Origin of the sequence: Arthrobacter sp. QXT-31 (assembly GCF_001969265.1) — a bacterium.
Taxonomy (GTDB): domain Bacteria; phylum Actinomycetota; class Actinomycetes; order Actinomycetales; family Micrococcaceae; genus Arthrobacter.
In genome coordinates this window covers 2,218,678-2,241,651 of the sequence record NZ_CP019304.1, presented here as the reverse complement: position 1 = coordinate 2,241,651, position 22,974 = coordinate 2,218,678, and the positions used below count along the sequence as shown (strand labels likewise).

19 protein-coding genes and 1 pseudogene are annotated in these 22,974 nt (G+C 62.3%); 17 read left to right on the top strand and 3 right to left on the bottom strand.

The window, feature by feature from the left end; all coding sequences use genetic code 11:
* The first annotated feature begins 20 nt into the window (after window positions 1–20).
* From BWQ92_RS10145 to BWQ92_RS10130, 4 genes are all read left to right on the top strand, one after another.
* On the top strand, window positions 21–809 hold the full coding sequence (locus BWQ92_RS10145; RefSeq protein ID WP_076799398.1) for an amino acid ABC transporter permease: 789 nt from the start codon (window positions 21–23) through the stop codon (window positions 807–809).
* Entirely contained in the window at window positions 806–1,597 is a 792-nt protein-coding gene (locus BWQ92_RS10140) for an amino acid ABC transporter ATP-binding protein (protein ID WP_076799397.1), read from the top strand. The genes BWQ92_RS10145 and BWQ92_RS10140 overlap by 4 nt, the downstream gene beginning before the upstream one ends.
* On the top strand, window positions 1,597–2,640 hold the full coding sequence (locus tag BWQ92_RS10135) for a Gfo/Idh/MocA family protein (protein ID WP_076799396.1): 1,044 nt from the start codon (window positions 1,597–1,599) through the stop codon (window positions 2,638–2,640). The genes BWQ92_RS10140 and BWQ92_RS10135 overlap by 1 nt, the downstream gene beginning before the upstream one ends.
* Before the next feature lie 125 nt (window positions 2,641–2,765).
* Window positions 2,766–3,884 carry an NAD(P)/FAD-dependent oxidoreductase gene (locus BWQ92_RS10130; protein ID WP_076799395.1) on the top strand — a complete coding sequence of 373 codons (1,119 nt, stop codon included), beginning with the start codon at window positions 2,766–2,768 and terminating at the stop codon, window positions 3,882–3,884.
* Between the two features lie 349 nt (window positions 3,885–4,233).
* Here the strand turns inward: BWQ92_RS10130 and BWQ92_RS10125 are convergent, their stop codons facing one another.
* Both BWQ92_RS10125 and BWQ92_RS10120 read right to left on the bottom strand, forming a co-directional pair.
* Window positions 4,234–4,644, bottom strand: a complete 411-nt coding sequence (locus BWQ92_RS10125; RefSeq protein WP_076799394.1) for a hypothetical protein — start codon at window positions 4,642–4,644, stop codon at window positions 4,234–4,236.
* 245 nt (window positions 4,645–4,889) lie between these two features.
* Window positions 4,890–5,609 carry a hypothetical protein gene (locus tag BWQ92_RS10120; protein ID WP_076799393.1) on the bottom strand — a complete coding sequence of 240 codons (720 nt, stop codon included), beginning with the start codon at window positions 5,607–5,609 and terminating at the stop codon, window positions 4,890–4,892.
* Between the two features lie 1,420 nt (window positions 5,610–7,029).
* On the opposite strand from BWQ92_RS10120, the gene BWQ92_RS23515 reads away from it, so the two are divergent.
* The 11 genes and pseudogenes from BWQ92_RS23515 to BWQ92_RS10075 all read left to right on the top strand — a co-directional run bounded on the left by BWQ92_RS23515 (window position 7,030) and on the right by BWQ92_RS10075 (window position 19,438).
* On the top strand, window positions 7,030–9,480 hold the full coding sequence (locus BWQ92_RS23515) for a hypothetical protein (RefSeq protein WP_172804273.1): 2,451 nt from the start codon (window positions 7,030–7,032) through the stop codon (window positions 9,478–9,480).
* 307 nt (window positions 9,481–9,787) lie between these two features.
* A complete protein-coding gene (locus BWQ92_RS23510; RefSeq protein WP_157365134.1) occupies window positions 9,788–9,985 on the top strand; it encodes a hypothetical protein in 198 nt (65 codons plus the stop codon).
* Window positions 9,986–10,813: 828 nt separating this feature from the next.
* Entirely contained in the window at window positions 10,814–11,830 is a 1,017-nt protein-coding gene (gene denD, locus BWQ92_RS10110) for a D-erythronate dehydrogenase (RefSeq protein ID WP_216639984.1), read from the top strand.
* A gap of 85 nt (window positions 11,831–11,915) precedes the next feature.
* Window positions 11,916–12,428: a MaoC/PaaZ C-terminal domain-containing protein gene (locus BWQ92_RS10105; RefSeq protein WP_076799391.1), complete on the top strand. Its 513-nt coding sequence runs from the start codon at window positions 11,916–11,918 to the stop codon at window positions 12,426–12,428.
* The gene (locus BWQ92_RS10100; protein WP_076799390.1) at window positions 12,425–13,216 is read left to right on the top strand and encodes an SDR family NAD(P)-dependent oxidoreductase; all 792 of its coding nucleotides are present in this window, start codon (window positions 12,425–12,427) and stop codon (window positions 13,214–13,216) included. Before BWQ92_RS10105 ends, BWQ92_RS10100 begins: the two co-directional genes overlap by 4 nt.
* Window positions 13,213–14,823: an acyl CoA:acetate/3-ketoacid CoA transferase gene (locus tag BWQ92_RS10095; protein ID WP_172804272.1), complete on the top strand. Its 1,611-nt coding sequence runs from the start codon at window positions 13,213–13,215 to the stop codon at window positions 14,821–14,823. The genes BWQ92_RS10100 and BWQ92_RS10095 overlap by 4 nt, the downstream gene beginning before the upstream one ends.
* Window positions 14,820–16,070, top strand: a complete 1,251-nt coding sequence (locus BWQ92_RS10090) for a CaiB/BaiF CoA transferase family protein (protein WP_076799389.1) — start codon at window positions 14,820–14,822, stop codon at window positions 16,068–16,070. The genes BWQ92_RS10095 and BWQ92_RS10090 overlap by 4 nt, the downstream gene beginning before the upstream one ends.
* 38 nt (window positions 16,071–16,108) lie before the next feature.
* On the top strand, window positions 16,109–17,287 hold the full coding sequence (locus BWQ92_RS10085; protein WP_216639983.1) for a DUF993 family protein: 1,179 nt from the start codon (window positions 16,109–16,111) through the stop codon (window positions 17,285–17,287).
* Window positions 17,288–17,318: 31 nt separating this feature from the next.
* The gene (locus BWQ92_RS10080) at window positions 17,319–18,647 is read left to right on the top strand and encodes an MFS transporter (protein WP_083706272.1); all 1,329 of its coding nucleotides are present in this window, start codon (window positions 17,319–17,321) and stop codon (window positions 18,645–18,647) included.
* A gap of 101 nt (window positions 18,648–18,748) precedes the next feature.
* Window positions 18,749–18,940 (top strand): annotated as a pseudogene (locus BWQ92_RS24710) (GntR family transcriptional regulator); the annotation flags it as partial.
* A 9-nt stretch (window positions 18,941–18,949) separates the two neighbouring features.
* Window positions 18,950–19,438, top strand: coding sequence for a FadR/GntR family transcriptional regulator (locus tag BWQ92_RS10075; RefSeq protein WP_236783170.1), 489 nt, complete (start codon window positions 18,950–18,952; stop codon window positions 19,436–19,438).
* A gap of 5 nt (window positions 19,439–19,443) precedes the next feature.
* Here the strand turns inward: BWQ92_RS10075 and BWQ92_RS10070 are convergent, their stop codons facing one another.
* Entirely contained in the window at window positions 19,444–20,475 is a 1,032-nt protein-coding gene (locus tag BWQ92_RS10070) for a LacI family DNA-binding transcriptional regulator (RefSeq protein ID WP_076803642.1), read from the bottom strand.
* Between the two features lie 690 nt (window positions 20,476–21,165).
* On the opposite strand from BWQ92_RS10070, the gene BWQ92_RS10065 reads away from it, so the two are divergent.
* Together BWQ92_RS10065 and BWQ92_RS10060 are read left to right on the top strand one after the other, a co-directional pair.
* Window positions 21,166–21,900 carry an ABC transporter permease gene (locus tag BWQ92_RS10065; protein WP_236783169.1) on the top strand — a complete coding sequence of 245 codons (735 nt, stop codon included), beginning with the start codon at window positions 21,166–21,168 and terminating at the stop codon, window positions 21,898–21,900.
* Between the two features lie 33 nt (window positions 21,901–21,933).
* On the top strand, window positions 21,934–22,968 hold the full coding sequence (locus BWQ92_RS10060; RefSeq protein WP_076799387.1) for an ABC transporter substrate-binding protein: 1,035 nt from the start codon (window positions 21,934–21,936) through the stop codon (window positions 22,966–22,968).
* Window positions 22,969–22,974 lie beyond the last annotated feature (6 nt).

The following is a 22,974-nucleotide window of genomic DNA, read 5'->3' as shown; positions in this document are numbered from 1 at the left end:
CTAACGTCTGAGAGCAATCAATGGACTGGCTCAACATCATCGGCCGCACCTTCTTCGATTTTGAAGCAATGCTCGAGGTGCTGCCCCAACTCCTCGGGGTTGGCCTTCTCAACACGCTGATCATCTCCGTGGCCGCCACCATCCTTGGCGTCGTGCTGGGCATGGTGGTTGCGGTCATGGGTATCTCCCGTTCCCGCTGGCTGCGTATTCCGGCCCGTATCTACACCGACCTCTTCCGCGGCCTGCCCGCCATCCTGACCATCCTCTTGATCGGCCAGGGCTTCGCCCGGTTCAGCCAGTCGGTCTTCGGGCCCTCGCCCTACCCCCTGGGCATCATCGCGCTGAGCCTGATCGCCAGCGCCTACATCGGCGAAATCTTCCGTGCCGGCATCCTCAGCGTGGACAAGGGCCAGGGTGAGGCCTGCCGCGCCCTGGGCATGAGCTACGCCAAATCCATGGCCCTGGTGGTGGTTCCCCAGGGCGTCCGCCGGGTCCTGCCGGCCCTGGTCAACCAGTTCATCGCCATCGTCAAGGACTCCTCCCTGGTGTACTTCCTGGGCCTGCTGGTCAGCGAACGCGAACTATTCCGCGTCGGCCAGGACGCCGCCGTGCTGTCGGGAAACCTCTCGCCCCTGGTAATGGCCGGCATCTTCTACCTTGTGATCACCGTGCCCCTGACCCACCTGGTCAACTACTTCGACAACAGGTTCCGCACCGGCCGCCGCCGGCCCACCGCGCCCACATCCGGCCTGAAGGAAGTCAAGGAACTCGACGCGGCCTCGCCGCTCACCACCGGGAGCAACACATGAACCTCACCAGCCCAAGCACCAGCAAGAGCGGGAGCCAGGCCGCCCCTGTTACCGAAACATTCCACGGCTCAAGCCTGGAACTGCGGAACCTGACCATGGCCTACGGCGACATTGACGTGCTCCGCAACGTCAGCCTCTCCGTGGCCCCTGGTACCACCACCTGCATCATCGGCCCGTCCGGTTCCGGCAAGTCCACGCTGCTGCGCGGCGTCAACCGGCTGCATGAACCCAAGAGCGGCGACGTGCTGCTGGCCGGTGAAAGCGCCCTGCAGGTCAAGCCGGACACCCTGCGGCGCCGCATCGGCATGGTGTTCCAGCACTTCAACCTCTTCCCGGACCACACCGCGCTGGAGAATGTGGCCCTTGCCCTCTGGAGCGTCAAGGGCATGCCCAAGGCCGAGGCCATGGAACGCGCCCGCCGCCGGCTGGCCGAAGTGGGCCTTGCCGAGCGCGCCGACCACCGCCCCCGCGACCTGTCCGGCGGCCAGCAGCAGCGGGTGGCCATCGCCCGGGCGCTGGCCATGGAACCGGAAGTGATGCTGTTCGATGAAGCGACCAGCGCCTTGGACCCGGAACTGGTCAAGGGCGTCCTGAACCTGATGGCCGGGCTCGGCCGCCGCGGGATGACCATGCTCGTCGTCACCCACGAGATGGGCTTCGCCCGCAAGGTCGCCGACCAGGTTGTTTTCATGGACGAAGGCGAAGTCGTCGAATCTGGAACCCCTGCCGACCTGTTCGATAGCCCGCGCAGCGAACGCCTGCAGCGTTTCCTCTCGGAGGTGCTGTGATGGCGACGGTGACATCCGCACCTATCCGGACCGCCGTCGTCGGCTTTGGAATCTCCGGCAAGGTCTTCCATGCGCCGTTGATCGCGGCAGACCCGCAGTACTCCCTTGACGTGATCGTGACGGCGGATCCGGCACGGGCCGCCGAGGCGGCGCGGCTCTACCCCCGGGCGCGGATCGTTCCGACGCCGGAGGAGATGTTTGCGCTGTCCCCGGACCTGGACCTCGTGGTGCTGGGCACGCCGCCGCACACCCACTTCGACCTCGCCGCGGCCGCCATTGCGCACAGCCTTCACGTCGTGGTGGACAAGCCCTTCGTGCCCACCTCCACCCAGGGCGCGGAGCTGATCGCCCTGGCATCCGACGCCGGTGTGCATCTCACAGTGTTCCAGAACCGCAGATGGGACGCCGACTTCCTCACACTCCGGAAACTGCTTCAGCGGCAGGGTCTGGGGGAGGTGCGCACGTTCGAATCACGGTTCGAATGGTGGCGGCCGGAGGGCTTCGGTAACTGGCGTGACAGCACCGCCCTTGCCCAGGGCGGCGGAATCCTTCATGACCTCGGCGCGCACCTGATCGACCAGGCCATCCAGCTGTTCGGCCCGGTGGCACGGAGCCATGGTGAGACCGCCAATCGGGGACCCGACCCAGACGCAGCCGACACGGAGGCCTTCGTCTCCCTCCTGCATGAATCCGGCGTCCGCACCAGGCTATGGATGAACGGCATGGCAGCCCAGGTCGGCCCGCGCTTCCACGTTCTCGGCTCCGAAGCCGGGTACATGAAGTGGGGCCTGGACTCCCAGGAGCCCGCGCTGGCCGCCGGCACGAAACCGTCCGACCCCGCCTACGGCATCGAACCCCAGGAGTCTTGGGGGCTTCTGGGAGTGGACGGTGCCACCAGCCCTGTTCCGGCAGAGCGGGGCGCATACCCCGAGTTCTACGTGCAACTCGCCGCCGCCCTCCGCGGGATGGGCCCCCTTCCCGTCGACCCGGCGGAACCGCTTGAGGTCCTCAGGATCATCGAGGGCATCCACGCGCTGGCCTGACCCGCAACGCCTTTCACAACCCGGTGCGGTGACGACCCGCCGCCCATCCTTTCCGGACGCAACCCAGTCTCAAATCCCCGCGTCCCTACCCAACCATGTCCAAAATCCACAGAAAGGGAGAACGCATGTCCTCCACCGCCACCCAGCACGTCGCCGTTATCGGCGGCGGTATTCTGGGCGTCTCCACCGCTGTCCACCTGCTCCGCGAAGGTGCATCCGTCACGCTGCTGACCGAACGCGGCCTGGCCAGCGAAGCAACCGGCCGTTCACTCTCCTGGCTCAACTCCGCCGGCGAACGTTCCACCCCCTACCACCAGCTCCGCATTGCCGGCGTCGACAGGTACCGCACGCTCTTCGCCGCAGACCCCAGTCTGGAGTGGCTGCAGTTCGGCGGCGGACTGATGTGGAACGCCGGTGGACAGCGGGAGGCCACGGAGGCGCGGCATGCCTACGAGAAGTCCATCGGCTACGACTCAAAGCTGCTCACGCCTGGAGACATCGCCGGGGTCACGCCCGGCATCGATGCGGGCGCTGTTCCGGAAAACGCCATCTTCAACCCGGGTGAGGGCTGGGTCAGCCTGCCGGACCTCGTGGATTTCCTGATGGAGGAATTCCATGGGCTCGGCGGCAAGCTGGTCCTGAATGCCGGGAAGTCGTCGGTCGTCGTTGACGGTGGCCGGGCGGTGGGCGTTGAGACGGCAGCGGGTGAGACGTACGACGCCGACGCGGTGCTGGTGGCATGCGGGGCAGCGACGCCCGCCGTCGTCGCCCCCCTTGGCGTGGAGATCCCCAACGGATCCCCGGTATCCATGCTGGTGCTGACCAAGCCGGTGGACCATGAGGTCCAGGCCGTGATGAACACTCCGCGGGCCGCCGTCCGCCCAAACCCGGGCAGCACCTTCGCTCTGGACCACGACTGGTACGAGGAACACATCACCGAACACGCGGATGGCTCGTTCAGCATCGCGGACGATGTGGTCCAGGAACTCGCCGATGAAGCGTCGAAGCTTATTGCCGGCAACCCGGAGCTGAAGCCGGCAAGCTGGAAAATCGGCTACAAGCCCATTCCTGGCGACGGCGAGCCCGTGCTGGGAGAGCTCGGCCAGGTGCCCGGCTGCTTCGTAGCGTTCACCCACTCCGGTGCCACACTCGGACTCATTGCTGGCGAACTCCTCGCTGGCGAGATCCTGACAGGAGACAAGCACCCCATGCTGGCCACGTTCCGCCCCGCCCGGTTCTCCTGAATCACGCAAGCGGAAGCCCCGCACCGGACTCACGAAGAGCGGTGCGGGGCTTCTTTGGCAAATCCTCCGGGCTGGGGTCCCGAAGTGCTTCCCTAAAGCTACCCGTCAGTAACTAAAAGTCAAGAGGCGGTCACGATCACGAGGCGGCTATCGGATGGTTCGGGAAACGGGCCACTCTATAGCCAACGAGACGACCAGCATGACCCGGAACAGAGCTTCAGTGAGGCCAGGTGATGTCAGACTGATCTCTAAGAGCGTCTTGAGCCCGTGTCAGACAAGGCCGAAACGGACCCTGTTCTGACATCCCTGTGCCTGGTTTCTGACGTCAGGCTGGGGTGTGCTTGCCTGATCATCGTCGCTGCTCGTCACTCGGTGATTGCGGATAGTCCCGGATCAGCTGCGGTCCGCTAGCGGTTGTCGGTTCATTGGCCCAAGCCAGCAGCTTCCAGGGTTTTTCGGGAGTTTCGCGCACGAATAGCCGGAAGTTCTCATACTGCTTCCCTTCCTGAGTAACGATGCAGTTCACCGTGGCGCGGTTCATACCGAACAATGAGATGGAGAGTATGCGAGTCGAACGTGGAGGACTAGGTTTCACGGCATCTAGGAAAGCTGTCCTGTCCACCACCATGCCCGTCAGGCCGCGCCTCATAGCGAAGGCCGCCGCAAGGACTTTCTCCTCAAAGTATTCGCGTGTGCCAGCAGATTCTTCGTGCCCGATACGGATGTTCATCTCGGTCAACTGGTCAATGTCGGATTTCATAGACCCAGACTGGCACGGCCTTGTCGCCGTGGACAGTGCACAAGCGGCTACATTGGACACGTAAGCCGTGATCAGCCCGAAATCCCTGTAACAGCGCAGCCTTGACTGCCCATGCATCGCTCCACCGTCTTGCACGTCGCCCTGTATTCGAGAATCCCCGCAGAGCGCTCCGCAAAGATCTTCCGGGTCCCAAAGAGGCGCAGTACGATTGCCCCGACCGGCGGCCGTTCTCCGGGCGCAAACGCTCAGCTAGTCATTCGACGGTGTCTTGTCCTGGAACGTGCGTGTTCCATCAGGCCCCTCGCCTTGTCATACTTTTCCCCTAGGAAGTTGCGGCGCTGAAGCGGAGGGTGGCCCAAGCGTCGCCTTAGGCTTCTTTCGAGATTCTGGCGGGCATCCCTGGCGGTTTTCGTAAGAGATTCGCATTCCCGAAAGGCTCCTAACTCGGCGTATTTCAGCATGTCGTCAAGGATGTGACGAAGCGCGCGGAGCTCGAACCACATGGAGCGATCGGCATCAAGGGCCAGGCGATGATACTCGTCGATGAAGTCGTCGTGGGCCTGTCTAGCAACAACCTTCGCAGCGGCGCGGGATTCTCCCTCTCCCAATCGAGACAGAGTCAGGGATTCCTGCCGGGATCGTCTCTGGACGACTAGAAGCCGGGCGTAGGACTCACGCAGCGCCGACCTCATCTGATACTCGTGTTCCCTAAGCTGCTGGCGATCATCATGTTCCTTGTCGAGTTGCTTCTGCTGTTCGGCCCGGTCTTCACTCTCCTTCAGCAAAGTCTTGGATCGGTTGTCCCGACGCAGGTTCTCCTGGCTCTCCAGACGATGGACAAGGACGGCAGCACCCCACGCAACCAAAGAGGCGGTGAAGAAGGCAGTGGCGAGAGCATTGATGACATTGGACCATACCGTCTCTGGGAAAGTCAGTTCGAGAGGGACAAACGAGAACAGAGTCAACTTTCGTTTACCTTCCAGCAGCCCGGACGGGGTTTAGAACATACTTTCTCGAAAGGACGCCTATGTCCCGATTTATGGCTCGCGACAGTCTCATTTTAACTACTAGCCATCACAGCATGAAAGAGTGGCTTTGGCGAGGTTCAAAGCCACTGAATGCACGGCTAAACAGGCGGCCTGCAAACGACCAACGATGATTCCGCGGAGCCACGCTTGCAGCCATTCGGGAAGCTTTTTGAATTCTCGGTGTTCCTCTCGAAGTCCTTCGCTTTGAGAACTTCAGTGTTGAGTCAGCGGGGCTAAAGGTGTCGCACGGCAGCGGCTGACGAGGCGGAGGCACACGTGCAGACAGTTCGCAGAGCCCCGCCACTCCGTTGATGCTTATAGGGCTCTTTTCAGCTTGGAGCCCCAATAGTCGAAACTATTGGCGGGCCTGAGGGTTGGACCGGACTCCGCTCAGATCGGGAACCGCGAAGATACCCGAGCATCCGCTGCCATGTCATCCCCAGGGGGCCGAGCCGTAGAAGCGTCGGGCCACAGCCCTCGTAACTATCCCCGTAGCCAGACAGGGGAATCATCTGGAGGTCTCCGCAGCACTGGCATCTCTTGGGTCATGCACCCCCGCCACCGGGGGCGTAGCCGGCGTGAGGGAGGCGAATGTGTCAGCAGAGATGTCACTTGACCACCCCGCCCACGACTCATCGTCCAATGCTGCCCCGGCTCCGAATTCTTGCGAAACAGTGCAGCCATCCCTCCTTCCATCCGAGGGAGAAGCCGACCTCGTGTCCGACTTCATTTATCAGGGCGGTGGGCCTGCCCCAACTCAATCGTGCTTGGTCATGATGGCTGCCCCTACCTAGATTGACAAACTGACGCACAGCGGCAGGCCAGCTCACAGCATCGAGGCGGCCCAAGATCGGTTGCAAGAACGGCAACCCTGAAGGCCGGCGACGGGATTGAGTTTGTGTGAATCGCAGTCCCGGATACCGCTCACGATCAACCCAAGATTGGAGTGGCGGCGAAACTCGCCAGGTCCTCCGGAGCTGCGACCGTTGACGCCAGTGTGCGATCTGACGGTTGCCCTGCAGCCACGTGGGCACCGCCCTCATACGACAAACGTCTATCTTGCGGAGTGTGGCGACACGGGGACAAACCGAGTGCGAAGCCTCGGCGACCCACCATGCCACTCGAGATTTCTACCGACGCCGCGTGGATGACCCACAGTTAGCAATGTCTGAACGTCGATTCCCTATCCATCGTCACTCGCACGTTCGGTGTCGCCGCCGTAGAATTCCCATCGAGGCGTCCCTCCACAAAGACCTAATTCGACAGCTATGTCAGTTCCTTTTCGGATAGACACCTCGCAGCCCATTTCATTGGGTTGCTGAGCCGTCGTGTCGCTCAGAGGGGAAACGTCATGGGAATGAACAGCCTCGACGCATCCATCAATGATCCTTGTCCTGGTCAGCGAGTCATCATAACTGCGGTTACTGACGCCCCTGCGGGAAACATAGAGTGGAATGTAGGCGCCGGCCCGCACGATACATTTGTCATGGTGGATGGTCAGCCATTGGTCGGTACTCTGTTTGACGGAAACGGGAATTTGATATTGCCCCCTGGCGTCAGCGACGCCACTGGTGACACCATAACTGTTCGCGGAATAGGTGGGGAAACCCGGGTTATCACTGGAACCCATGGCAATCCATTGGGGGATCCGCCAACGCCGCGTACCAGCCTCACGGTTATTGTCAGCTGGCGGCTCGCTGAAGTCACCCTCGAGCTGGTACCGCCTCCGCCGTATGTGATAACTGCAACCCCGCAAATGCCCTCTATCTCAGTGATTGCCCACAGTGCTGGTGGATCGGCATCGGGCCTGACGCTGCAGGCGAGGGTTATGAGCACTTTTCATGACTGCCCGCCCCACCAACCGGTGCATCTCGATACGGTCTTCGAGGTTCCCATTGGGCCAGGAGGAAGCCTTGACTTTGGTGATGTAATTCGCGGCAGTGTCGTAGTTGTTTCTGCTAGCGGCATGATTAATGGGTGTGATGTCTCGGCGTCCGTCAGCGGGGGCATGGATGGCACAAATCCATTGCGGACAGATATAGGGGCAGCTCTGCCCCACGAAACCCTTCGCCGGATCGCATGCAAGGAGAGCGGGCAACGGCAATTCGATGCGCTTCCGAACGGAGGGCACGACTTCTGCCCGCTGTTCGGTCCCACCGGCAAGGTCGGCGTGATGCAGATTCCAGAACCAACACCCGACGAGGTATGGAACTGGAGATTAAATGTTGCCAAAGGAATTGAGCTTTTCGAGCAGAAAGTCGCCGAAGCGGCTGCGTACCCTGCGCGGGTGCGTAGCTCATCGCGTTTCCTTGATTCCATCGCAGCCTTTAACGCTAACCGTCAGCAGCAGGGCCTGGCGGCCATTTCCGTCGTACTGCCGGACTTCACGACGGGAGACTTCGACACTGATCTTCAACAACTTGAGCTGGATGCGATTCGAGGGTACGACGGTTGGTTCGGCGGTGACGGTTTTGGTCATGAACTACACGAATTCAGGGTGGGAACGGAGGACAACGGCCAGGAACAACTGATCGTTGAGAACATCGATGAGTTAGGCCTCACTGGTCTCGCAACCTGGACGAGGGTTCAGCCAGGGGATCGGCCTACAGCGCCCGGTGATCCCGACTACGTTGAGGCAGTTAACGCACTCTCAGTAGGCTGCGGCCAGGAAAACGGCGGCGACGAGCACTTGGCCTGCCACGGCGTCAGAATCTCCACAAGCGGGCCAGCCCTACGTTTCAACCCACCATCAGACACCGCGGTCACCGTTGTCGCCGGTACCGTAGGCGGGGGCATCTTCGGGAGTATGCAATGGTGCCTGAAACCAGTGGACGGGTATCGAGGCACCGTAACCGCAGACGTTGCGCCGGTAGGGAATGGAAACGAGGCTACTTTACGCGCTCGGCATCCCGGCAAGCTACGCCTGCGATTCCAGCGAGGAGACTGTGCGGGAGTAACTGTCCCACCAACGTGCTTCGCAGACGTTGATCTGTCTGTACCGCATTTCTTCTTCCTCAGATTTGAACCAAGTTTTGACATTGACCTGGCCCGGCTCGGGTTAATGCGGCGATCAAATCCTGATGGATCATCGCTTACCTTGGAACAAATGGAAGTAAATGACCGAGTCAGGTCAGCAGTAATCACTGCCGCACTCCGCACTGCCAAGAACAACTATGACCGGGTGAATGCGCGCTTCGTTTTGACATCACCCGAACAACTCGTGGGCCCGGGAAACTTTACGATGATAAGGATCGGTGGACTGGACGACGACTCAGCAAACACAGAGTATGGCTTCTGCGAACGCCAGCTCCAAGATCCGTTCAACCCTGATAAATTGGCCAAGGTTTTTGCGGGCGAATTTACAAGAAGGGGTGGCTTTATCACCAGTCACCCGATATATCGGGCTATTTTTGACACTCTCGCTACAGAAGATGCAAATGCGTCGGCTCTCGGAGGGACGCCCGTAAACGCCGGCGAATTCTTCGTGGGAGTGCCGACACGCCGCGAGTTGATTGTGCGGGCTGGGGTGTTGGCTTTTGCTAACTTCGTGGGCACGATCGCGTCGCATGAAGCTGGCCATGCGCTGATCCCCACGGCTACGAATGTCGATCCGCATGGAGTCCACGAGCCAAATTCTTTGATGCAGGGTGGAGGGTTGACATTTGAGGAGACGACAGCCATCGTCGCCTTTGACCCTAGTAGGCTTCTACTTACCGTGACAGATCCAATTCGTTTCGGGCCTTGGTTTCGACAGCGCCTTACCCACAGATATCCGACCGAAGACATCTTCTTGAGCGAATTTGACTAAGTGCAGCACCTGCTGACAGGGCTTCCTAGTTTTCAGGCGCGGGCCGCCGAGTCGTGCGCCACCCAGCCACGAAAGCCGTTGGCGCACGAGTTGAGCCCCGGGCGTGCGACATGTTGGCATCTCGCGCATACAGCGTCTCAAGCTGAACGGCTGGTTGTTGCGACGCGGCAGGTTTGAGTTGGCATGGGAAAACTGCAGGTTGCTTGTTTACTCGGGTTCGGGTGGTGCTTCTTTGTTCGTATGGCAGCCGCTTCTCGCAGCTACTTCTAATCCGTTCAGAATTGCCGAAAACCCCGCCAATACCAGCATGGCGACCACCATGATGGCCGGCGCGGCTGACGGCGGCCGCACCTGGTTCGGCGCCGTTGGTCGGCCGCGGGGTCCCAACGGCGGCAAAGCCGGACCGTGTTCATCACGGAAATGCGGCGGCAGCCCCGCGAACCCCTTTGCGGGCCGCTACGCGCCCGCACCCGTCAAAGGTTCCTCGGAGGTCGTCTCGCCGTAGAGCCGAATTGGACGGCGTGGCGGGCAGCGCGGGGCAACTTGCGGACCCCAGTCGTGCGTCTTCATTTGGCGCGCGAAATTCGACGCGACGACCTTGGTCGGTGTCAGAATTACGCCCAAGTTCCGATTATTGACAGTGGATCATGATGCTCTCAGACTCCACCCTGACAGTCCGAGGGGCAGGAAACCCGGGTTCGGTAGCCCGAGAATCATCGAAACAGTCCAAAGAATCGGGACTTGACGGAAACCCTTCGGGCAAGGGACGGCGACGACGCCTCGGTGTCCAGAAACAAAGTCCGGAGCTCCGTCGACAGGCCGAATCCTCCCTGGTCAGGCCGCCCCGACGTCAGGTTGGGGTGTACTTCCACTGCGTCGCGTTCCACCCCGCCCCGTCTTATAAGCCTAAGAGACCACATCTTCCTTTGCCTGTGCTCGAGGCGCCCTGTCTCGCGTCAATGTCTTTCAACCCTCGAGCTATGTCTCGCGACCGCATCGCAACACGATCTTGGTGGCCTCCGACGACAGAGCCTCTCTCTTCAACCCGGCGTTACTAGGACATTCCGATGGATGCCTCCCTGGCGGCTGGCCTGACCGGCACACTTTGCCGGGGGATTTTCACTATAGCTGTTGACATGTCGACAAAGAGATGCAAATCTCTTTATCGATACAGAAGCGATTCGAGAACTTGGCAACGACCGCCATTTTCTCTGCGTTCCGCCTTCTAAGTCCGCCGAACGTGGTCCCGCAGAGAGGCCTACTGCGTTCGTGGTCTTGAACAAGAACTTTTGTCGTCGCCCCTGCGACGCACCGAATCATTGAGAGGACTTTCATGGATAACGATTGCCCTGCGCCGGGTTTGAGGGTGCTGATTACTGGAGGCGCAGGTTTCCTTGGAACCGCTTTGGCGCGGCGACTTCTCGAAGCAGAGGCGGTGTTGGTGGGCGGCTCTGACGCAGGTCCGGTGCGGGAGCTTACGCTTCTTGACTTGTTTCCGCCTGCCCAGGACCTGGCAGTGGATGAACGAGTCCGGACGATCACGGGCGAACTCGCTGAGGTGATTGACCAGCTTGGGCCTGTCGACTGCATCTTCCATTTGGCGGGTGTTGTCAGTGGCGCTGCTGAGTTGGATTTCGATCTCGGCATGACGACGAACGTCGATGGAACCCGCGTCCTTCTGGAGTTTGCCCGACGTCTGCCTGGTGCGCCGGTGCTTGTTTTCGCCAGTTCGCTGGCGGTCTTCGGATCTGACCCGGCGGTGGGTTCCGTGGGCATGGTGGATGACGACACGCTTCCGCGGCCACAGTCCAGCTATGGCATCCAGAAGTTCATCGGGGAACAGCTTGTCGCTGATTACACCCGCAAGGGATTCCTGCGCGGACGCTCGGTGCGGCTGATGACGGTTTCGGTTCGGCCGGGGGCGCCGAACGCTGCGGCTTCCAGCTTCATGTCCGGGATCATTCGTGAGCCCTTGGCCGGTCTGCCTGCCGTGTGCCCCGTCCCCCCGGACACGGAGCTGGCGCTTTCCTCGCCCGAGCGGACCATCGAAGGTATTCTGCGCGCGGCAGCGGTGGACGACGCCGCTTGGGGCAGCCGGACGGCCGTGAATCTGCCGGCGCTGACCACAACACCTCGCGAAATGATCGAGGCTTTGGACAGGGTCTCCGGGCACGAGCTCAGCGCGCTTATCGATTGGACGGCCGATCCTGACGTCACCGCGATCGTGGGAAGTTGGCCCGCCCGGTTCACGACGACCCGGGCCAACGGGCTTGGACTCGAAGCTGACTCATCGTTCGATGACATCATCCGCGCCTTCATGCAGTCATCACTGCCGGCAACTGTTTCCTGACCGGGCCAACCTTAGCGCCACAGGCCTTCCTAGCGCCGCTCTTTCGTCACAAAATCTCTCGACCATTCTCCACGGAGGTACCCCCATGAGCACGCCGCTCGGCTACACCTACGACGACCTTCACGTCGGCATGCGATTCCGCAGTCCTGGCAGGACCATCACCGACGCTGACCTGGTTGGCTTCGCCGGCCTGACGGGAGACTTCTCTGAACTGCACACTTCCGACGTATATGCGGATGCAAGCCAGTTCGGCCAGCGCGTCGCACACGGAATGCTCGGCCTCGCCTACGCCCACGGACTCATGTGGGCACGGACGGGAGAACTCCGCCAGACAGCTATCGCGTTCCTCGGGATCGGCGACTGGCGCTTCGTCAACCCGATCTTCGTCGGCGACACCATCTTCGTCGGCTACGTCATCGAAGAACTGCGGGACAGCCGCAGCAAACCCGGCCAGGCAATTGCCACCTTCGACGTACAGCTGGTCAACCAGCGCGGCGACATCCTGCAGCGGGGAAAGAAGGCCTTGCTCTGCTCCAAGGAACCCCTGGCCGCCGTCGCCGCCAGCCACACCGCAAATACTGCCGGAGTAGCCCAGTGAGCGCCCGACACGCCGGCCGGGTCGCCGTTGTCACCGGCGGCGGCCAAGGCATCGGAGCCGCCGTTGCCCGGCGCCTTGCCGAGGAAGGGGCACAGGTTCTCGTCACCGACCGGAATGTTGCCAAGGCGCAGGAGGTAGCGAGCAGCATCGGACCGTCCGCGGCCGCCGCGGACGTCGACGTCCTTGATGCCGACAGCGTGGCCGCACTCCCCGAGCACACAAACAAAGCGTTCGGGACGACCTTCGACCTGCTGGTCTGCAACGCCGGCATCCAGACATTCCAGCGCGGAATCGACCTGCCCCAAAACGAATGGGACGACGTCCTGGACGTCAACGCCCGCGGACTGCTATTCGCGCTGCAAACCGCCGGTCGAAGCATGGACGCTGCCGAACCCGGATCCAGTGAGGCACCCTCGGTGGTTGCGATCGCCTCGATTCAGGGCAGGCTCGCCGGGCCGTTCTACCCGCACTATTCCGCTTCCAAGGCCGCGGTGCTGAGCCTCGTGAAGTCCTTCGCCGTGGAGCTCGCCCCACGCGGCATCCGCGTGAACGCGGTGGCCCCGGGAATCGTGGATACAGAGCTGTGGGAGCGTGCCGACGTTGCACTGTCCGCCCTCCGCGGAGAGGTGCCCGGAGCTGCCAGGGCCAGGCGGATCGCCGCCGTGCCGCTCCAGCGCCCCGGCAAGCCGGAAGACGTCGCCGCAGCCACTTCCTTCCTTCTCTCACCCGACGCCGCATACGTAACGGGCGAATGCCTCCACGTATGTGGAGGAGATGTGATGCTGTGAAACGCCCCGACCTGATGCTGCGCCTCGATGAGGCCGCCGCCCTAATAGCCAACGACGCCACGGTCGTCGTCGGCGGCAGCGGGTCCCTGCTCCAGGTCCCGGAAGGTCTCCTGGCCGCCGTCGAACGGCGGCACCGGCAATACGGGGCGCCGCACGGGCTCACCGTCGTTCACGTCATGGGCCTGGGCGACCACACCGGACGCGGAACCGACCACCTGGCCGTTCCCGGTCTGGTCCGCCGCTTCATTGGCTCGCATTTCGTCCTTAGCCCGCGGCAACAGCGCATGATTGCCGACGGCGCCGTGGAGGCTTTCGCCTTGCCGGCAGGCACGATCTCGCTGCTCTACCGGGAGATCGCGGCCGGCCGTCCCGGCCTCACCACGGACATCGGTCTTGAAACCCACGTCGATCCCCGGCAGGCGGGAGGACGGCTTAACGACTCAACCATTGGTTCCCTGTCAGAGGTCATCGAACTTGGCGGCCGTGAATGGCTTCACTACCCGTCCTTTGACGTTGATGTGGCCCTGATCAGGGCTTCCGTGGCGGATGAAGACGGCAACCTGACCATGGAGGACGAGGCAGCCTTCAGTGACAACCTTGCCATCGCCCAGGCAGCGCACAATTCCGGCGGCGTTGTGATTGCTGAAGTAAAGCGGGTCGTCCCACGCGGCACGCTACCGGGGGCCAGCGTGCGGGTACCGGGTGTCCTTATCAATCATGTCGTCCTCACCGACTTCCCGAAACAGACTCCAATCACGGACATGGACCCGTCCCGGACCGGGACACGGCCGCCGGCCGGCGGCGTTGTCCTCCCGATGGCACTGGACCACCGCAAGATCGTGGCCCGCCGGGCGGCAGGGGAGCTTTCGGTTGGTGCCTTGGCCAACCTCGGAGTCGGCATGGCCAATGGCATCTCCCATGTCGTGCATGAAGAAGGTCTCATCGACGACGTGACCTTCACGATAGAGCAGGGTATCTACGGGGGAGTGCCCGGCATCGGACTGGACTCGGGGACCGCCGTCGACCCCACGGCGATCATCGACATGAGCGCCCAATTCGACCTCTATGACGGGGGCGCCCTCGATTTCGCGGGCCTGGCCTTCGCCCAGATCGACCGGCACGGGAACGTCAATGTCACCAAGGCCGGCGACACGGTCATCGGCCCCGGCGGTTTCATCGACATCTCCCAGAAGGCCAAAACGGTCGTCTTTTGCGGAACCTTCACGGGCGGCGGACTGCGGACGCTGATACATGACGGCAACCTCGAAGTCGTCCAGGAAGGCCGCTACCCCAAATTCGTCAACGACGTCGATGCCGTCAGCTTCTCGGCGTCACGGGCCATTCGCGACGGGCAGCGCGTCGTCTACGTCACCGAAAGGGCAGTTTTCGAACTTCGTGAGCAGGGGCTGACTCTGACGGAGACGGCTCCCGGAGTGGATCTCGAACGCGACGTGCTCGGCCTGTTGCCCTTCACACCACACATTGATCGCGGCATCCGGGACATGGAACCCCGCTTCTTCCGCCCCGAGCCGACCGGCCTGGTCCTACGGCCGGCACAACCCAAACAACGAACCGATAGAAACAACAGAAGGAAGGTCCTGCAATGACCGACGCATTCGAAGGCGTGCGGATCCTCGACTTCACCCAGCTCGAACAGGGACCCAGCGCCACGCAGGTGCTGGCCGATTTCGGAGCCGACGTGATCAAGATCGAGCGAATCGGCACCGGCGAAATCGGCCGCCGGCAGTTCCCCACCATCAACGGCTACTCTCCCCATTGGTCCGCTACCAACCGGAACAAACGGTCCCTGTCCGTGGACCTCAAGAATCCGGAAGGACGCCAACTTATCCTGGACCTGGCCAAAGACGCCGACATCGTGGCCAGCAACTTCCGCCCCGGCGTCATGGACAAGCTCGGGCTCGGCTGGGACGACCTGTCGGAGGTCAACCCGCGCATCATCGTCGCCTACGCATCCGGCTACGGCCAGACCGGCCCCTACGCACAACGCCGCGGCCAGGACCTCGCCGCCCAAGCCATCTCGGGCCTGATGGCACTGACCGGCGCCGTCGACGGGCCCCCGACACCCTCGGGAACGTTCATGATCGACTACCTGGCCTCGATGCAGTTCGCGCAGGGCATGATGATCGCCCTGGCCGCGCGTGAACGGACAGGGCGCGGGCAGGTTGTTGACAGCTGCCTCCTCAACGCCGCCGTCGCCTCTCACCTGCAGGAAGGGACGACCTACCTGACCCACGGCCAGGAGTACCCCCGCCCGACCGCCGGCATCGCACACGCGCACAACACCGCCCTGTACGGCACCTACCAATGCCGGGACGGGAAGTGGCTGACCCTCATTGGCGAGTTTTACATCCCCCGCCCGTGGCAGCAATGTGCGACAGCCCTCGGCCTGGCACCGGACATCGTGCTGGACGAACGGTTCCAGACCAACGAAGGGCTGCTCGCGCACACCGAGGAAACAACGAGGATCATCCGCGAGGCCAGCCTGCGCTACGACCGGGACGACCTCATTGCCCGGTACGAAGCAGAGGATGTTCTCGCGGCCCCGGTCAACGAGTACGCCGAGGTGTTCAGTGATCCGCAGGTACTGCACAACGAAATGGTGCTGGAAGCCCGGATTCCCGGCGTCGGTGACGTCAAGCTTGTCGGCATGCCCGTCAAGCTCTCGGACACACCGGGGCGCGTCCGGCTCCTTCCCCCAACCCTCGGCGAGCACAACGACGCCGTCCTCACCCAGGCAGGCTTCGACGATGACAACATCGCCCGGCTCAAGAAAAACGGCGTCATAGGCCGGGAACTTGACGACCAGAAATCCGGCGCCGACCCCGCCTGGTAAGCCACCTCCATCCAAGCCCAGAATCAGAAAGCGAAACCGTGACAATCACACCCCTGAACACAACGATCCGGATCCCCAACGCCGACGGGTCGCTCGTCACTCACTCCATGCAGGAACCGGCTGTCTTTGAACGCCACCCCGCCCCGTTCACCTCCCGGTCCGTCTATGCTGCTGCCCACGTCGTCGCCGACGTCCGGGCCGAGTACCAGCCCGGCATCCTGGCACCCATCGACTGGGAGGCAACCATCGCCTTCCGCAAGCACCTCTTCAGCTACGGCATCGGCATCGCAGAGGGCATGGACACTTCGGAGCGGGGTGCCGGCGGCCTGGACTGGGCCCAGGCGAAGGACCTGATCCGCTACGGTAACGACGCCGCACGTGAAGCCGGCGGGGCCATCGTCTCCGGCGCCGGCACCGACCAACTCACCAGCATCGCCCCGTCCCTCGACGAGATCATTGACGCGTACCTCGAACAGGTGGAGTTCGTCGAGTCCTGCGGAAGTGCCGCTGTTCTGCGGGCCTCGCACGCCCTCGTCGGGGCGGCCCGCAGCGAGGACGACTACCTGGAGGTCTACCGCCGCGTCCTGGCCAAGGCAACCAAGCCCGTCATCGTCCACTGGCTCGGAACCGTCTTCGACCCCAGCCTGCGCGGCTACTGGGGACACGACGACCCCCGCGAAGCCATGCGCGTGGTGCTGACCATGCTCGCCGAAGACCCCGGCAAGGTCCGCGGCGTCAAGTTCAGCCTCCTCGACGCGGCCTTCGAAGAGGAGTTCCGTTCCCTCGTCCCGGCCGACGTTGAAGTTTTCACCGGTGACGACTACGGCTACACTGATCTCCTCCTCGGCAACGGGAAAACCCACTCCCATGGTCTGCTCGGCGTGCTGGACCCCATCGGCCCCATCGCCTCCCAGGCCTTCGCAGCATTGGACAAGGGCGACGAGAACCGTTTCCGGGAAGTCATGAACAGCACCATCCCTTTCGCCGTTAAAATGTTCGAACCCCCTGCCGACCGCTACAAGACCGGAACCGTGTTCATCGCATGGCTCTCCGGCCACCAGAACCATTTCCGCCAGGTCACAGGCCGTGAAGGGTGCCGGTCCCTCCAGCACCTCACCGACCTGTTTGTCGGCGCCGACCAGCTCGGCCTTTTCCCTGATCCGGACCTTGCCGCCCACCGCATGCGGCTCCTGCTCGCTACCGCCGGCATCGAATAACGCCCGGTCACCACACGAAAGGCACAGAGCAATGATGCTCCAAGATCAACACACTACGCAGAAGGTAAGCGCCGGATCCGACAGGCTCAGCCCGTCAGCCGTACGCCGCGTCATGGTGGCCAGCGGTGTCGGTACGCTCATTGAGTATTACGACTACGCCCTGTACGGCTACGTGGCGACCATCATCGCCCCGCTTTTCTTCCCCACCCAGGACCCGGTCGCGGCGCTGCTGTCCACCCTTGCCGTCTTCGCCCTCTCCTACGTGGTGCGGCCCCTGGGCGGAATCGTGTTCGGATGGGTCGGGGACCGGTTCGGCCGGCGCAAAGCCCTGCTGATCACCATCATCGGAATCGGGCTCGCCAACACGGCCGTCGGCCTGCTGCCCACATACTCGCTGGTCGGCATTCTCGCCCCCATTCTTCTCCTGATCGTGCGTCTGGCCCAAGGGTTCTTTGCGGGCGGCGAGGTCGGCGGAGCCGCGACGGTCATCTCGGAAAACGCCCCCGCGGGCAAGCGGGCACGCTACGGCGCCTTCATACCCATGGGAACCAACGGCGGCTTCGCTATTGCCTCCGCGGCGGTGGGCATCGTCGCGGGACTGCTCAGCGACGAAGCCCTCAGCGGGTGGGGATGGCGCATCCCGTTCCTCATCGGCCTGCCCCTGACCATCATCTGCTACGTCGTCCGCCGGAAGCTCCCCGATATTGACCGGGACGTCAAGCACAGCGGCAAGCACGCCTTCCCGCTGGTTACCGCACTTCGCTCCGACCCTGGAGCGTTGCTGAAAGCCATCGGCATCGGAATCGCCGTCCAGGGTGCCGCCTATATCGGTTCAACGTTCATCGCCATCTACCTCGTGGCAAACCTGCACTACCCCAACCGCGCCGTATTCTGGATCACCGCCGGAGTCACGCTCTTCGCCGTCCTCCTCATGCCATTCACGGGCCGCCTCGCAGACCGCATCGGCGTCATGAAAGTCGCCCTCATCGGCGTCATCGGCTACGCAGTTCTCACCTACCCCGCCCTGGCACTGATGAACCTCGGCAACCTGGCCATTGCCACGGCCGCTTATGCGCTCATCATGGTGAACATGGCCTTCCTCCAGGTCGCATCTTTCACCCTCACCCCGAGGCTCTTCCCGGATGAGGTCCGGTACACCGGAACCGCCTTGGCGACCAACCTCTCAGTGCTGATCGCGGGAGGCACCGCGCCGCTCGCTGCCGCCCTTCTGGTCAACCTGACCGGCGATCTGCGGTCCCCGTACTACTTCGTCCTCGCAGCCTGCGTGGTCGGGCTGACGGCACTGTTGTCTCTCCGGGGCCACGCCGCCATGGACCAGGACAAGTCAGCTACAGATTAATAGGAGCCAGGACCGCCCCTGGCATCGGCACCCCCGCCGGTGTCAGGGGCGGCCTTTTTCGGTGGCGTGTCCTTTGGGAGCGCCGACCACCCGGAGCAGCTGTGAATACATACCTTGCGGACGGTGTAGCAAATGAGTTGTTGAACCGCATCGCCGCGGAAGAACTGCGGCCGCATGAGCCCCTGCCCTGCGAGGCAGAAATTGCACGAACATCCAAGGTGAGCCGACTGACGGTCAGGGAGGCGATCAGGATCCTCTGCGTTCAAAACGTTGTAACCATCAGGCGAGGGCAGGGTACATTTGTGAACCCGACCGAAGAGTGGACCAGTTTTGGGGCAATACAACGCGCCCACTACAGCGGCGGGTCGCGCGGGCTGTCGGACTCCCTGGTTGGTTCGGTGCTGGAGCTGCGCACCCTGCTCGAGGCCGGCGCCGCAGAGCTGGCTGCTGTCCGCCGCAGCGAGAACGACCTCGACCTGATGCGCGCATCACTGCTCAGGATGGAGGAGGCAGAGGCCTGCGGGGACGTCGAAGCCCTCGTCAGCGAAGACCTGGTCTTCCACAAGGCTCTCCTGCAGTCGGCAGGCAATGCCTTTCTTCCCGGCCTGACCCGCGAAATGGGCTACCTGCTGCAAGCTGTCCGCGATGAACGTTTCGCCTTACCGGCCCACCGGAGGCAGGTGATCGAACACCATGAGGCCGTCTTCACGGCCGTGGCAAAAGGTGATTCGGCGGGCGCGAGACGCGCCATGGAGTCAGCCCCGCAAGCCCTCACGACGAGGGCAACCTAACCCGACTATGGCGCAGACGTGCTGCCGCGGACAACAAGAGGTGCAGGAAGGATGACGTGTTTGTCTCCGCCCGGTGAGCGCTGCCTCCGCACGGCAGTGGTCATGGCCGCCACCGCGACCGTCCCCTTGGCGAAAACATCCTGGTGCACCGTGGTGAGCGGGGGGCTCAGCAAACGGGCAGTTGGGCTGTCATCGAAGCCGACTACAGACAGATCGAACGGAATCCGACGCCCGGTGGCTGCGGCAGCCGCATACACAGACTCTCCAATGAGGTCCGAGTAGCACAGGACAGCCGTCAGTCCGGGGTTTTCCTCAAGCATCCGGCGCGCAACTTCCAGCCCCTGGTCGCTGCTGTCTCCCAGCACAGTGGCTTCTACCGGTGTGACGCCGGCGGCCGCCAGCGCATCCCTCCATCCGCGTTCCCGCTCGCTCTCGGTATAACGCGGGAGAGAGCGTGCATCGGTCCGGAAGGTGAGTATGCCGACATCCCGGTGCCCCAAGTCCGTCAGGTGGCTGGCAGCAGAGTAGGCACCGCCATAATTGTCCAGATTTACGCTTGGGATTGTCTCGACGGGTTCCTGATCGACGTAGACCAGCGGAATGCCTCGGGCACGTACGCACTTGACTGCCTCGGAGCCCGGGGGGCAACCGTAGACAATCACTCCGTCGACCGCGACATCGCGGGCGGGCACAACTTCTGCCGTGCCCGCTTCATTGCCAGTGGAGGGCAGCAGTGTCATGGCCAGCCCTGTCGAGGCGAGTTCGGCGGCAACCGCAGAAAGAAATTCGGTTCTGACCTGGGTCTGAAAAGCGAAGGGAAGCGAAGACGGAATAAGGAGCCCGAACGCCCCCGTGCTCCCGCGCTTAAGGGCCCGAGCCGCCGGGTCGGGGCCCGTGTACCCAAGGCTGTCCGCAACAGCAAAAATCTTCTCCCGGAGAGCGGGCGAGAGCTGGTCCGGACGGGAGAATGCATTTGATACGGTCATCCGCGACACGCCGACCTTGTCGGCGATGGTTTGAAGAGTGACTCCGGCCACCGTTAACTCCGTCCTGCTAATCAAGTTCCATCTTAGAGCGCTCCCAAGCCAGTCCCCCGGACAGGCGCACTACCCCCCTCTCAATCCCGGAGCACACCCAGCGTGCGCGTAAAAGGACAGAGCGGAAAAACGTTGAATAAAAAATCGCTCGGGCTCTTTATCGATACAGAGATCTGGATTACACTCGACTTGTCGACCTACCGACATGGCGACAGCAAGACAAAATGAACCGAGACGGCAGCCCGTCAGCGCACAGGTTCACCAAGCTTCAAGGACGAAGAATGCCCAAATCCCTGAGGAACCTGCCTCTGTACCGGCTGCCCCGAACCCCGGATTCCAAGCCCGCAAGACACACCACTGCCTAACTAAGGGACGCGTCAGCCGTCCTGCCAGTCTGTTGAGTGGAAGACTCCGCGCGCCACACCGGCGACGCAGGACAGTGCGGACGTGCGCAGGCCCGCCCGCAAAGCCCCCGCAGATCCTGAAGCTCAGCCAAGGCGGGGCCACTGCTCCCAACACAACGCCCGCTAAACAAGGGAACCAACGCCAATGACGTCAACCCCATCGGATACAGCCACTGTTCTTCAGCACAGAAAGAACAACGGAATCCTCCCCACCCCGGCACCTTCCAACCAACCCAAGGCCCCCACCCAGGCCCGCCGGCATCTCAAAAAACTTCTTTGGAACGCTTTGCCGCCCCTAACCTTTGTTGCCATTGTCGCCGTATGGGCGGCGATCATCCCCCTTTTCCAGATCCCCGCGTACCTGCTGCCCGGCCCTGTTGAGGTGTTCCGTCGCCTCATCACCGAGGCGCCGCAACTGTGGGACAACGCCCAGATCACGCTCCTGGAGATCATTTGGGGCTTCGGGCTGACACTGGTTACCGCCATTCCTCTGGGCCTGGCCATCGCACTCTCGCCCCTGGCAAAACAGATCGTCTACCCCCCGGTCATGCTTCTTCAGCTGGTACCGAAAATTGCGGTGGCACCGCTCTTTCTTGTGTGGCTCGGCTTCGGCATGGAATCCAAGGTCCTGCTCACACTGCTGATGACGTTCTTCCCACTGCTCCTGGCAAGCATCAGCGGGTTCCAGATCCTGGACGAGCGCCTCCTGTACCTCACACGCTCCATGGGCGCCTCACGGTGGCAGACGTTCCGCTTTCTCCGGTTCCCCGCGGCCCTGCCGGTCATCTTCTCCGGTATCAAGACATCGGCCACCATCGCAGCCACCGCCGCAATCGTCGCCGAGTTCGTCGGAGCCAACAAAGGCCTTGGATACGTTCTGCTCCGCGGCACCAGCACGCTGGACACCGAACTCATTTTCGCGGTTCTCGTAGTGCTCACCGTCATCGGCATCGTCATCAATTACCTCGTCGAGTTCGCTGAATGGGTAATGACGCCCTGGCAGCGCACAAAGAACAACTGACTCGACACGAAAAACGCTCTGAAAGGAACAAATATGCGCAACTCCCTCGCCCGATTCATGGTCGCCGGCGCCATCACCGCCGCTGTTACACTTACCGGCTGCTCAGCACAGGGAACGGCAAGCAGTGCCGGCCAGGACGGGACAACGCCCGTTACTTTTCAACTCAACTGGACTGCCGGGGGAGCCAATGCCGGCTTCGCGGCCGCCGTCTCGGACGGGCTCTACAAAGACGCCGGACTCGACGTCAAGCTTGTGGAAGGAAACGGGTCCGGCAATACAGCACAACTAGTATCCAGCAATCAGTCCCAGATCGGCTACGCGGACGCCGTCGCGGTAAGCCAACTCATCGCCAAGGGTGCGCCGATGAAGGTCCTGGCCACCATCTACCAGTCGAATCCCAACGAAGTCTCAGCCCTGAAGAAGACGGGCATCAAGTCCGTAAAAGATCTCGCCGGTCATAAGGTCGCCGTGCCGTCGGGATCGTCCCAAACGACCATGCTGCCACTGCTGCTGGAAGCTAATGGACTGAAGGAATCAGACGTGACCCTTGTCAACATGCCTGCGACATCGCTGGTGCCGGCCCTCTTGCAGGGCCAAGTCGACGCGATCCTGGGATCGATCGATTCTTATCAAATCCAATTGGAGTCCCAGGGCGCCGAGCTCGACAACTTCACCTTTGCAGATAACGGCGTACCCACCGTCAGCACCTCGATCTTCGCCAATGAGCGCTACATCAAGGAAAACCCCGACGTGGTCAAGAAGTTCGTGGCCGCCAGCCTCAAAGGCTGGAGCTCGGCATTGGACAAGGGAGACAACGCGATCAAGTCCCTAAAGACGATCTTCCCAAACGTGAACGAAAAGCTAGCCGCCGAAGAACTTGCGGCCATCACGCCCCTGTTCTGCAGCGGCGGAGCAAAGTATGTGGGTAAAGCCGAGGCCGGGCACTGGGAAAACACCCAAAGCCTGCTCTCCAAGGTCGGTCTGCTGCCTTCCGGCAAGGACGTGAAGTCGTACTACACCGACGACTACCTGCCGCCTGTCGCCGAGCTGCGTCCGTGCAAGGCATAGACCCCT